The sequence below is a fragment of the Streptomyces sp. AMJ-169 genome (assembly GCF_055597585.1).
Genome location: NZ_JBVLTJ010000008.1, coordinates 333002 through 346589 on the forward strand (window position 1 = coordinate 333002; position 13588 = coordinate 346589).

A 13588-nucleotide genomic window follows, 5' to 3' on the forward strand; every position below is an offset into this window, starting at 1 on the left:
TTGAAGTAACCGCCGAGCTCGGGGAGGCTCCTGTTATGCACCTGATCCATGTGCAAATCAGCGTTCCGGAATATTTTCGGCCATTCGATTCGATGAAGAAGGTTTTGTGCTCATTTGCCGGGGAGGGGGAGGGAGTCGAACACGTAAGTGTGCACCTTTCGCCACCCGGTGGACTCACCGTAGGTTTCTATGTGAAAGCTGTGCGAGTGGCCGCCGCGGAGGTTACCGCGCAGTCCGTCACGGAGCGCGCACTGCGCGGAGATGACCGATTCAGAGGCTGTCGGGTGGTCAATTCCTGCGCCGCACTGGTCGGTTTGTACTTCGACCGGCTGCTCGCCGCGCCCGATCCCGCAGGACGGTTTATGCAGGTGCCGGATGAGGACACCAGGGGGAGATGACAGCGCGGGTACCCGGCGGAGATGGTTGTATGGCGAAGGAATCTTCCCTGCCGAAAGGAGGCGTCGTGCACAAGGAAATACGTGAGGAGTCCCGCACCACCGGCTGGGACTAACGAAGTCCGGCATTTCATCGAAGGTCTGCTGTGGCTGTGGTGAGAGCAAGAGGTATCGAGGAAACGCATGAGTGAGACATTGGGTGGCGCCGGCCACGGCCATCGGGGGCAGGACGCGGTGAGCAGCCTGCTGAACCGGGTACGGAAGCGGGACGCGGGGGCGGGGGCGCCGGGGGCCGGGGAATTACCTGGGGGGAATGCGGGGAGTGCGGCGAGCGGGGGCGCTGCGGACGCCGTGAAATCCGTCGCGGAGCTGGCCGCCGAGATCGCCGCCACCGCGACCCGCCTGCTCGGCACCGCGGACGTCGACCCCGAGACCGACCTGTTCGACGCCGGCGCCTCCTCCGTCACCGCCGTCGAGTTCGTCGCCGCCCTCCGCCGCGACCACGGTATGCGGCTCAGCCTGGACGACGTCTTCGCGGACGCCCGGCCGAGGAGGCTGGCGGAGAGGTGGCTGGGGGTGGAGAGCACGGAGGGGGCTGCCGGAGTTGCCGGAGCCGCAGGAGTTGCGGGAGCCGCCGTCGCCGGAGTTGCCGGAGCCGCCGAGAACGCCGCCGCCCTGGCCACCCGCCCCGGCACCTCAGCCGCCCTCGCCCCCTCCTCCACCCCCTCTTCCTCCACCCCCTCCTCCACCCCCGACATAGACCTCCCCCTCATCCTCGGCGACCTGGCCCGCGTGGACGCCCTCCCCTTCGTCCCCGCCCCCGACCCGGTCGAGCCCCGCAGGATCCTCCTCACCGGGGCCACCGGATTCCTCGGCGGGCACCTCCTCTTCGACCTCCTGCGCCGCAGCGACGCGCACGTCGTCTGTCTGGTGCGCGCCGCCGACGAGGAGGCGGCCGAGCGGAAGCTGGCCGACGCCCTCACCGGCTACCTCCTGCCCTGGTCGGGCGAGCTGCGCCGGCGCATCACCGCCCTGCCCGGCGACATCGGCAAGCCGCACCTCGGCCTCGACGACACCACCTGGCACAAGCTGGCCGACGAGGTCGACTCCATCGTCAGCTGCGCCGCCGCCGTCGACTTCCTGCGCGGGTACGCCTCCCTGCGCCGCAGCAACGTCCTCGGCCCGCTCACCCTCGCCGAACTCGCCACGACCGGCCGCCCCAAGCCGCTGCACCAGGTCTCCTCGACGGCCGTCTACAACGAGATCGGCATCGCGGCGATGGACGAGGACTCGCCGCTCGGCCGCGTCGACCGGATGATCGGCGGCTACAACCAGTCCAAGTGGGCCGCGGAAGTCGCGCTGCGCCGGGCCCGGGAACACGGGCTGCGCGTCACGCTGATGCGCCCCGGCGGCATCGCCGGACACACCGTCACCGGCGCCCACAACCCGCTCGACCTCAGCACGGGCCTGCTCGGCGCCTTCACCCGGATGCGGACCCTGCCCGCGTTCCGCAGCATGAACGTCGCCCCCGTCGACTGGATCAGCCGCGTCGTCGCCGCCGTCGTCTGCGACCCCGACGCCTGGGGGCAGACGTACAACCTCACCGGGCGGCCCGCGACCCTCGACGGCATGGTCCGCGAGATGCAGCTCAGCGGGATGAACGTCGAGGTCGTCGGCTGGGAGGAGTGGCGGGAGGACTTCCTCGCCTGGGCGAAGGAGGCCGAGCTGCCCCAACTCGACTTCCTGGTGCGGATGATGGAGAGCCACACCGCGCGGAAGCTGTGCGAGGCGTTCCTGCACTCCCCGCCCGCCACCAGCGACCGCACCGACGCCTTCGTGGCCCGCCACAACCTGCCGCCCGCGAAGGTGTACGACGCCGAGGCGCAGACCGCGTCCTTCGAGAAGATGGCCGACAGCGGCGTGGCCCGCCTCCCGCACCGCGACGACGAGCCGTACGTCGCCTTCGCGGAGACCATGCGCGGCCGGCTCGGCGCGGCCGGCGGACAGCCCGACACGTTCGCCCTGATGAAGCTGACGCTGTCCGTCGCCGGCATGTACCAGCTGGTCAAGCACCGCCGCGTCGACGTCCGCGAGGGCGGCACGCTGCGCTGCGCCCGCCTGCACGCCGAGCCGCTGACGGTCGTCGACGGCGACCTGTGGGTACGGCCCCAGCACGGGGTCCCGCACGGACCCGGCGTCCGCCACCCCCTGCTGCGCTACCGGCTGCGGCTGCGCGACGCCGACGGCGGGATGTGGTGGCTGGAGGGCCAGAAGACCGCCCGCGCCCGCCGCGACCTGCTCGCCCAGTGCTTCACCCTCGCCGTCGAGATCGGCCGCGAGGGCGAGGAGGCCACCGTCAAGGGCGTCCTCAAGGTCCCCCGCAAGAGCTACCTCCCCGAACAGGTCGACGGCATCAGGCTCAAGTCCACGCTGTCGCCGAAGGAACGCCGGCTCGCCAAACTCACCTGGATGGCCTGGTTCGGCTCCCAGATCGGACAGGGGCTCATGGAACCCATGCTGCGCGCCGGCGCCGAACTCCTCGACCTGCGCGCCGAGACCGCCCCCCGCCCGACCGACCGCAAGGAACTGACCCGATGATCCCGCGCTCCCTCAGGCGCGCCGGCCGGATCGCCGCCCGCACCGCCCCCGCCCCGCTGCGCCGCGGCCTCGACGGCGTCCGCGTGCGCCCGCGCCCTCTCGTCGCCCACGGCCTCACCGACGCCGTCGTCGAACACATCCCGCTGCGCGTCGCCGACGGCACCCAGCTCGCCCTGTCCCGCGTCCACCGCGACGACGACCGCGACCGCCCCGCCGTCCTGCTGCTGCACGGACACACCGCGTCCGCCGACATGTTCACCCTCCCCGAGACCCGCAACCTCACCGAGGCGCTGCTCGACGCGGGCTACGAACCCTGGCTCCTGGACTGGCGCGGCAGCTGCCGCCTCCCCTACAACGAACGCGGCCCGCGCTACAGCTACGACGACGTCGCCCTGTACGACATCCCCGAAGCCGTCGCCCACATCCGCGGCCGCATCGGCGCCGGCGCACAGCTCTTCGCCGTCGCCCACTGCATCGGCGCCCTCACCCTCTCCCTCAGCCTCACCGCGGGGCTGGTCACCGGCCTCTCCGGCGTCGTCGCCCAGGGCGTCTTCCTCACCCCCAAGCTGTACAGCAAGTCCCGGCTGCCGATGATGATCGGCCCCGAACTCCTGCGCGGCCGCCTGAACTACCAGGCCGTCGACATCCGCAAGGCGGGCCTGTTCTCCGCCCAGACCCTCGCCTTCGCGCTCGCCGCGCGCGGCGCCGAGTGCACCGACCCCACCTGCCAGATCCTGCACAACTCGGCCTGGGGCATGGGCGCCTCGCTCTACGTCCACGAGAACCTGCACCCGCGCACCCACGACCGGCTCGCCGAACTCTTCGGCTCCGCGCCGCTGTCGACGACCGCGCACCTGCGCCAGATGGACCTCGCCCACACCGTCGGCCGCTGGCACCAGCGCGACCGCCGCTACGCCGCCCTCCCCGAGAACGCCGTCACCGCCGCCGGCCGCATCGACTGCCCGGTCCTGCTGATCTCCGGCAGCGAGAACAAACTGTGGGCCGACTCCAACAAGGTCTGCCACGAGGTCCTGACCACCCGGCACCCCCAACTGGACGTCCGCTACACGGAGATCGCCGGATACGGCCACGTCGACCCGTTCATCGGACGGGGCGCCGCCTTCGACGTGTTCGGGCACATCGTCAACTTCCTGGACGAGCTGCGCTAGAGCCGACGGCCCCGGCGGAGCGCCCCTCCCCGCGCTCCGCCCGCGCGCTCCCCTCTCCCCAACCCCCTCTCTTTTCCTGCAAAGGGCTCCCCATGAACCAGTCGGCACCGCCGGTCGACTCCGCGTCCGCTCCTTCTGAACCCATCGCTGTCATCGGCCTCTCCTGCCGGCTCCCCGGCGCCCAGCACCCCGCCGCCTACTGGGAGTTGATCGAGCAGGGCCGGGACGCGGTCGGCGAGGTGCCCGAGGAGCGCTGGCCGGCCGGGAGCGCCGGCGGCCACCGCAGGGCCGGGCTGATCGACGACGTCGCCGGCTTCGACGCCGCGTTCTTCGGCATCCCGCCTTACGAGGCGACCGCGATGGACCCCCAGCAGCGGCTCACTCTCGAACTCGCCTGGCAGGCCCTGGAGGACGCCCGGATCGTCCCCGAGCGGCTGCGCGACTCGGCGACCGGCGTGTTCATCGGGGCCATCGGCGACGACTACGCCGTCCTGCACGACCGCCACGCCACCGGCTCCGCCTACCAGCTCGTCGGCACCCAGCGCGGCATCATCGCGGGCCGCGTCTCGCACCTGCTCGGCCTGCGCGGACCGAGCATGACCGTCGACACCGGCCAGTCCTCCTCGCTGGTCGCCGTGCACGCGGCCTGCGAGAGCCTGCGCCGGGGCGAGACCCAGGTCGCGCTCGCGGGCGGTGTCAACCTCGCCCTGCTCGCGGAGACCACCGACACCATCGGCCGCTTCGGCGCCCTCTCGCCCGACGGCCGCTGCCACGTCTTCGACGCCCGCGCCAACGGCTACGTCCGCGGCGAGGGCGGCGCCGTCGTCGTCCTCAAGCCGCTGTCCGCCGCGCTCGCCGACGGGGACCCGGTGCTCAGCGTCATCCTCGGGGGCGCCGTCAACAACGACGGCGGGGGCACGGGGCTGACCGTGCCGGACGCGGAGGCCCAGCGGGACGTCATCCGTACCGCTTGCGCGCGGGCGGGGGTGGCCCCGGAGAGTGTCCAGTACGTCGAACTCCACGGCACCGGCACGCCGGTCGGCGACCCGGTGGAGGCCGCCGCGCTCGGTGCCGCGCTGGGCGCGGGGGCCGGGCGGGAGCCGGGGGAGCGGCTGCTGGTCGGGTCGGTGAAGACCAACATCGGGCATCTGGAAGGGGCCGCCGGGGTCGCGGGGCTGCTGAAGGTGGTCCTCAGCATCCGCAACCGGCGGATCGCCCCGACCCTGCACCACAGCACGCCGCACCCCGAGATCCCGCTCGGTGAACTGGGGTTGACCGTCGCGGACCAGGCGCAGGACTGGCCCGCGACGGAGCGGCGGCTGGTCGCGGGGGTCAGCTCGTTCGGGATGGGCGGCACGAACTGCCATCTGGTGCTGGCGGAGCCGCCGGGGCGTGAACTGACGGGCGACGCCGGGGAGTCGGAGGAGACACGCGCGTCCTCCGAAACCCCCGCCCCCTGGATCCTCACCGCCCGCACCACCCCCGCCCTCCGCGCCCAAGCCGCAGCCCTCTCCGCCCACTTGACGGACCCTCAGGACCCGGCCGCCGTCGCCGCCTCCCTCGTCCGCACCCGCGCCGAGTTCGACCACCGCGCGGTCCTCCTCGCCGCCGACCGCCCCGCCCTGGAAGCCCTCGCCCAAGGCGCACCCCACGACAACCTCGTCACAGGAACTGCCACCACCCCCGCCCGCACCGCCTTCCTCTTCCCCGGCCAGGGCACCGAATGGCCCGCCATGGCCCGCCAACTCCTCGCGGAAGAGCCGGTGTTCGCGGCCCGCCTCGACGAGTGCCGCGCCGCCCTCGCCCCCCACCTCGACGACGACATCCTCCCCGTCCTCAAGGGCGAGGCCCCCGGCCTCGACCGCATGGAGATCCTCCAGCCCGCCCTCTGGGCCGTGATGGTCTCCCTCGCCGCTCTCTGGGAGGCGCACGGCGTCACCCCCGACCTCGTCATCGGCCACTCGCAGGGCGAGATCGCCGCCGCGACCGTCACCGGCGCCCTCAGCCTGGCGGACGGCGCCCGCGTCGTCGCCCTGCGCGCCCGGATCATCACCCAACTCGCCGGCCGGGGCAGCGGCATGCTGTCGGTCACCGCGTCCCGCGAGGAACTGACCCTCCCGGACGGCGTGTCGGTCGCCGTCGTCAACGGCCCCCGCGCCACCGTCCTCGGCGGACCGGTCACCGAACTCACCGCCCTCGCCGAGCAGTTGGAGCGCGACGGGCACCGCACCCGGCTGCTGCCGATCGCCTTCGCCTCGCACTCCGCGCTCGTCGAGGAGGTCCGTGAGGAACTGCTGGCCGCGCTCGCCCCGGTCCGCCCGCGCGCGACCACGGTCCCGTTCGTCTCCACGGTCACCGGCGGCCTCCTCGACACCGCCCGCCTGGACGCCGGCTACTGGTACGCCAACCTCCGCGAGACCGTCGAACTCACCCAGGCCCTCGAAACGGCCCTCGGGCACGGCTGCGGCGTGTTCGTCGAGTGCAGCACCCACCCGGTCCTGCTGGACGCCGTCGAGCAGACGGCCGAGTCGACAGGCCGTACGGCGACGGGCGTCGGTACCCTGCGCCGCGACGAGGGCGGCAGGCCCCGCTTCGTCCGCGCCCTCGCCGAGGCCTACGTCCACGGCGCCCCCGTCGACCGCACCACCCTCGCCCCCGGCACCCGCACGGTCCCGCTCCCGACGTACGCCTTCCAGCGCGAGCGGTACTGGCTGGGCGAGGAGCCCGTCGCGGCCCGGCCGCAGCGCGCCGCCGACCGGCGTCCGGCGCGCGAGCTGCTGCGGATGGTCCGCGACATCGTCGGCGGGGTCAGCGGGGCCGAAGTCACCGACACCGGGCTGCCGTTCAAGGAACTGGGGCTCGACTCGCTGGGCACGCTGGAGCTGCGCCGCCGGCTCGCCGCCGCCACCGGGCTCACCCTGCCCGCGTCGGTGACCTTCGACTTCCCGACCCCGCGCCGGCTCGCCGAGGAGCTGCGGGCCCGGCTCGACGACGCCCCCCGCACCCCGCCCGCGCCCACCGCACCCCGGGTGCGCGGCGCGGCCGACGACCCGGTCGTCATCGTCGGCATGGCCTGCCGCTACCCCGGAGGCGTCGAGACGCCCGAGGACCTGTGGCGGGTGGTGACCGAACACGCCGACTGCACCAGCGAGTTCCCCACCAACCGGGGCTGGGACCTGGAGGCGCTGGCCGCCGGGGACGGACCCGGGACCAGCTACGTCCGGCGCGGCGGATTCCTGCACGACGCCGACGAGTTCGACGCGCCGTTCTTCGGGATCAGCCCCCGCGAGGCCGCCGCCATGGACCCGCAGCAGCGGCTGCTGCTGGAGACCTCCTGGGAGGCGCTGGAGCGGGCCGGCATCGACCCGGAGACCCTGCGCGGCTCCGACACCGGTGTGTTCGCCGGGCTCATGGCCAGCGACTACGGCCCCCGCCTGGACCGGCCCGCGCCCGGCACCGACGGCCACCTGCTGACCGGCTCCCAGCTGAGCGTCGCCTCCGGGCGCGTCGCCTACGTCTTCGGCTTCAACGGGCCCGCGATGTCCGTCGACACCGCCTGCTCCTCCTCGGCGGTCGCCCTGCACCTGGCCGTCGAGGCGCTGAAGCGCGGCGAGTGCTCGCTCGCCCTCGCCGGCGGCGTCACCCTGATGTCCAGGCCCGGCACGTTCGTCGAGTTCAGCCGCCAGAAGGGCCTCTCGCCCGACGGCCGCTGCAAGCCCTTCTCGGCCACCGCCGACGGCACCGCCTTCGCCGAGGGCGCCGGCATGCTCGTCGTCGAACGCCGCTCCGACGCCCGCCGCCTCGGCCACCGGATCCTGGCCGTCGTCCGCGGCTCGGCCGTCAACCAGGACGGCGCGAGCAACGGCCTGACCGCCCCCAACGGGCCCGCGCAGGAGCAGGTCGTACGGCGTGCCCTCGCCGTCGCCGGGCTCGGCGCCGGGGACGTCGACGTCGTCGAGGCGCACGGCACCGGCACCTCGCTCGGCGACCCGATCGAGGCCGAGGCGCTCATCGCGACCTACGGGCAGGGGCGTACCCCCGGACAGCCGCTGCTCATCGGGTCCGTGAAGTCCAACATCGGCCACACGCAGGCCGCTTCGGGCGCCGCCGGCGTCATCAAGATGATCCACGCCATGCGGTACGGCACCCTGCCCGGCATCGTCAACTTCACCGAGCCGAGCCCGCACGTCGACTGGAGCGAGGGGACGGTCGCGCCGCTCGCCGAGGCCCGCGCGTGGCCCGAGGTGGACCGGCCGCGCCGCGCCGCGATCTCGTCCTTCGGGATCAGCGGGACCAACGCGCACATCATCCTCGAACAGGCCCCGGCCGAACCGGAGTCGACGGCCGAACCGGAGCCGGCGGGTGGGCCGGAGTCGGGGGGTGAGCCCGCTGCCGACGCCCCCTTGGTGTGGCCCCTCAGCGCCGCCACCGAGACCTCCCTGCGCGGCCAGGCCGCCCGCCTGTACGACCGGATCGCCGCCGACCCCGCCCTGCGCCCGCCGGACGTCGCCCACTCGCTCGCCGCGACCCGCGCCCGCCTCGACCACCGCGCCGCCCTCCTCGGCCGCACCCGCGCCGACCTCCTCACCGCACTCGCCGACCTGCGCGACCGGGGCCCGGAGGCGAACGCCGTCACCGGCACCGCGCGCTCCGGCGCGCAGACCGCGTTCCTCTTCACCGGACAGGGCGGCCAGCGCCCCGGCATGGGACGCGAACTGCACGCCGCCTTCCCGGTGTTCGCCGCCGCCTTCGACGAGACCGTGGCCGCCCTCGACGCCCACCTCGACCGCCCGCTGAAGCAGATCATGTGGGCCGAGCCCGGCACCGAGGACGCCGCGCTCCTCGACGCGACCGCGTACACCCAGCCCGCCCTCTTCGCCTACCAGGTCGCCGCCCACCGCCTGCTGGAGTCCGTCGGGGTCCGCCCCGACGAGGTCGCGGGCCACTCCGTCGGCGCCGTCGCCGCCGCCCACATCGCGGGCGTGTGGAGCCTCGCCGACGCCGCCCGTCTCATCACCGCGCGCGGCCGGCTCATGCAGGACCTCAAGGCACCGGGCGCCATGGTCGCGATCGCCGCCTCGCACGAGGAGGTCCTGGAAAGCCTCGCGGGACAGGAGGACAAGCTGGGCGTCGGAGCCGTCAACGGGCCGACCAGCGTGGTGATTTCCGGCGACGAGACCGCCGCCCTCGCCCTCGCCGACGTATGGCGCGAGCGCGGCCGGCGCGTCAAGCGGCTCACCGTCTCGCACGCCTTCCACTCACCCCTGATGGCGCCCATGGTCGCCGAGTTCGCCGCGGTCCTCGACGAACTCACTTTCCACGAGCCCGAGTTGTCCTACGTCCCCGATCTGATCGGCACCGTCGACGCCGGCTGGCACGAGCCCGCGTACTGGCTGGAGCAGGTGCGCCGCACGGTGATGTTCCGCGCGGCCGTCGCCGAACTGGAGGAGCGCCGCACCACCGCGTACGTCGAGGTCGGCCCGCGCGCCGTGCTCGCCGCGATGACGCAGGAGTCGCTGGCCGCCCCGGCCACCGTCGCCCCCCTGCACCGCCGCGACCGGGCCGAGCCGGACGCCTTCCTCGCGGCGCTCGCCGAGGCCCACTGCGCCGGCGTCCCCGTCGACCTCGCCGCCCTCACCCCCGGCGGCCGGCGGATCGACCTGCCGACCTACGCCTTCGACAAGCACCGCGCCTGGATCACCGAGGACCACTCCGTCGACGTCGGCTCCGCCGGCCTCGCCACGGCCGAACACCCCATGCTGCGCGCCCAGTTGGAGCGCGCCGACGGCACCGGCACGATCGCCACGGGCCGGCTCGCCCTCGCCGACCTGCCCTGGCTCGCCGACCACCGCATGGGCGGCCGGCTCATCGTCCCCGGCACCGCCGTCCTCGACCTCGTCCTGGACGCCGCCGCGCAACTCGGCCTCGCCCGCGTCGAGGAGCTGATGTTCGAGGCCCCGCTGGTCCTCCCCGAGGACGGCGCCCTGCACCTCCAGGTCACCGCCCAGGACACCACCGTCCACGTCCACTCCCGCACCGACACCGCCGGCGAGTGGATCCGCAACGCCACCGCGACGGTCGCCGCCTCGGCCGCCCCGGGCTTCTTCGACTGGGCGGCCACCTGGCCCCCGGCCGACGCCACCCCGGCCGACTTCTCCTACGACCGCCTCGCCGAGACCGGCTACGAGTACGGGCCCGCCTTCCAGGCCGTACGGCAGGTCTGGCGGCGCGGCGCGGAGACCTTCGCGGAGGTCGCCCTCACCGAGGGCCTCGGCGCCGACGGCTTCGGCGTGCACCCCGTCCTCCTGGACGCGGCCCTGCACCCCTACGTCGCCGCCGACCCGAACGGCGAACTGCGGCTGCCCTTCGCCTTCCAGGGCGTCACGCTCGCCGCGACCGGCGCCACCGCCCTGCGCGTCCGCCTCGCCCCCGACGGCCCCGACACCCTCACCGTCCAGGCCGCCGACACCGCGGGCGTCCCGGTCCTGGCCGCCGACCGCCTCCGCGTCCGCGCGGTCCCCGCGACGACGGCCGGCCCGGCGAACAACCTCCAGCGCATCACCTGGGAGAAGCTCCCGGCGGCGGGCGCCGCCCCAGCCGACTGGCTCACCTTCGACGCCCTGACCCCGGGCGCCCGCCCAGGCCAGGTGATCCTGCCCGCCCAGTCGCTCCACGCGGTCCTCGCGACCGTCCGCGCCTGGCTCACCGAAGAGGCCTACGACGGGCTGCCGTTGACGGTCGTCACCCGCGACGCGCAGTCCACCGGCCTGGAGTCACGGCCTGTCGACCCCGAACAGGCCGCCGTCTGGGGCCTGTTGCGCACCGCCCAGTCCGAGAACCCCGGCCGCTTCACCCTCGTCGACCTCGACACCCCGTACGACGAAGGCGCGTTGGCGGTGGCCCTCGGCACCGGGGAGCCGCAGGTCGCCGTGCGCGGCGGCGAGCCGTACGTGCCCCGGCTCGCCAAGGACAGCGCCGCGCTCACCGTCCCGGACGTCCCGCTGTGGCGGCTCGAGGCGCCCGAGGGCGGCGGCTCGCTGGACTCCGTCGCGCTGGTGCCGTGCGAGGAGACCGACCGGCCGCTCGGGGAGTTCGAGGTCCGGTTCGAGGCCCGCGCCGCCGGGCTGAACTTCCGCGACGTCATGATCACCCTCGGGCGGATGGAGTACACCGCCGGACTCGGCTGGGAGGCCGCGGGCGTCGTCACCGGTATCGGCTCCGGCATCACCCACCTCGCCGTCGGCGACCGCGTCGCCGGCATCACCATCGACGGCAGCGGCTTCGCGCCCGTCTCCGTCATCGACGGCCGCGACCTGGCCCGCGTCCCCGAGGACTGGTCCTTCGTCCAGGCCGCCGCCGTCCCGCTCGCCTGGGTGACGGCCCAGTACGCGCTCGCCGAACTCGCCGCGCTGAAGCCCGGCGAGAAGGTACTGATCCACGCCGCAGCGGGCGGTGTCGGCATGGCGGCCGTGCAGATCGCGCGGCACCTCGGCGCCGAGGTGTTCGGCACGGCGAGCCCGGGGAAGTGGGACACGCTGCGTGAACTGGGCCTGGACGACGCGCACATCGCGAACTCGCGTGACCTGGACTTCGAGTCGAAGTTCCCGCGCGTGGACGTCGTACTCGACTCCCTGGCAGGGGAGTTCGTGGACGCCTCGCTCCGACTGCTGGGCGACGGCGGGCGGTTCGTCGAGATGGGCAAGACCGACATCCGTGACGCCGACGAGGTCGCCGCCCAGCACCCCGGGGTCGCGTACGACGCCTTCGACCTGCGGGACCTGGAGGCGCCGCACCGGGGGCGGATGCTCGCGGAGGTGCTGCGGCTCTTCGCGGACGGGACGCTGACCCCGTCGCCCGTGACCACCTGGGACATCCGCCGAGCCCCCGAGGCCCTGCGGTACCTGAGCCAGGCCCGCAACACCGGCAAGATCGTCCTCACCCTCCCGCGCGCCCTGCGCCCCGAAGGGACCGTCCTCATCACGGGCGCCACCGGCACCCTGGGCGGCCTCGTCGCCCGCCACCTGGTCGCCGAGCACGGCGTACGGCACCTGCTGCTCGTCGGCCGGCGCGGCGCCGCCGCCGAGGGGATGCCCGAACTCCAGGCGGAACTCAAGGAGTTGGGCGCCGCGGAAGCCACCGTCGCCGCCTGCGACGTCGCCGACCGGGACGCCCTCGCCCAACTGCTGGCCGCCGTCCCCGCCGACCGCCCGCTGACCGCCGTCGTCCACGCGGCCGGCGTCATCGACGACGGTGTCCTCGCCCAACTGACCCCAGAGCGGCTGGAGAAGGTGCTGCGGCCCAAGACGGAGGCCGCGCAGGCACTGCACGAGCTGACGGAACATCAGGACCTCAGTCACTTCGTGCTGTTCTCCTCCATCGCCGGTGTCATCGGCAACGCCGGACAGGCCAACTACGCGGCCGCCAACGCCGCGTTGGACGCGCTCGCCGTCCGCCGCGCCCGCGCCGGGCTCGCCGCGACCTCCGTCGCGTGGGGGCTGTGGGACCAGGAGAGCGGCATGACCGGGCACCTCGGCGCCGCCGAGAAGGCCCGCCTCGCCGGCGCCGGCGCCCTCGCGCTCGCCACCGAGGAGGGGCTCGCGCTGCTCGACGCGGCGATGGCCGGACCCGAACCGGCCGTCGTCGCCTCCCCCTGGGACCTCGGCGCACTGCGCGCCCGCGCCCAGCGGGGCGACGAACTGCCCGCCCCGCTCAAGGGACTTGTACGGGTCCGCCGCCGGGCCGCCGAATCCGCGCCGGCCGTCTCCGCCGCGCCGGGCGCGAGCTTCGCCGACAGCCTCGCCGGGCTCGACGAGGAGACGGCGCGCCGGCGGGTCACCGACGCCGTGCGCGGCCTCGTCGCCGGGACCCTCGGCTACGCCGCCGACGCCGCCGTCGCCCTCGAACGGCCCTTCACCGAGCTGGGGTTCGACTCGCTGACCTCCGTCGAACTGCGCAACCGGGTCGCCGCGCTGACCGGGCTGCGGCTGCCGACGACGGTCGTCTTCGACCACCCGACCCCGGCGCAGCTCTCCGCGCACCTGCACACCAGGCTCGCCGCCCAGGCCCCGGCCAAGGAAGCCCGGGTGGCCGGCGAACTGTCCCTGTCCCTCGACGAGTTGGAGCGGGCGCTGCGCGGCGCGGCCGGCAAGGCCGGCAGCGACGAGGCCGTGCGCGACGGGCTGCTGCGGGTGCTGCGGCAGACGCTCGCCGGGCTCGACACGGCGGCCGTCGAGAGCGCCGACGCGGCCGACGGGTCCGCCGAGGAGGCGGCGGAGTTCGACTCCGACGAGGAGATGTTCGCGTTCCTCGACCAGCAGGTCTGACCCTCTTCATCCTCCGGCCGGTCAGGCCGGCAGCCACCACCCGGGCCGGCGCCGCCCCGCCGGCCCGGGTGCCCCCAAGACGACAAGACGAGAAGAGCCCGAG

The 13588-nt window shown here is 74.3% G+C and carries 4 protein-coding genes; all 4 read left to right on the top strand.

Features of this window, described 5'->3' with window-relative positions:
• Positions 1–35: 35 nt before the first annotated feature.
• The 4 genes from ACYUD3_RS21970 to ACYUD3_RS21985 all read left to right on the top strand — a co-directional run bounded on the left by ACYUD3_RS21970 (position 36) and on the right by ACYUD3_RS21985 (position 13485).
• Positions 36–398 (top strand): hypothetical protein, encoded by a 363-nt coding sequence (locus ACYUD3_RS21970; protein ID WP_470972406.1) that lies wholly within the window; start codon positions 36–38, stop codon positions 396–398.
• Positions 399–578: 180 nt separating this feature from the next.
• Positions 579–2993, top strand: coding sequence for a thioester reductase domain-containing protein (locus tag ACYUD3_RS21975; protein WP_470972408.1), 2415 nt, complete (start codon positions 579–581; stop codon positions 2991–2993).
• The gene (locus ACYUD3_RS21980) at positions 2990–4162 is read left to right on the top strand and encodes an alpha/beta hydrolase (RefSeq protein ID WP_470972410.1); all 1173 of its coding nucleotides are present in this window, start codon (positions 2990–2992) and stop codon (positions 4160–4162) included. Before ACYUD3_RS21975 ends, ACYUD3_RS21980 begins: the two co-directional genes overlap by 4 nt.
• 92 nt (positions 4163–4254) lie before the next feature.
• Positions 4255–13485 (top strand): type I polyketide synthase, encoded by a 9231-nt coding sequence (locus ACYUD3_RS21985; protein ID WP_470972412.1) that lies wholly within the window; start codon positions 4255–4257, stop codon positions 13483–13485.
• Positions 13486–13588 lie beyond the last annotated feature (103 nt).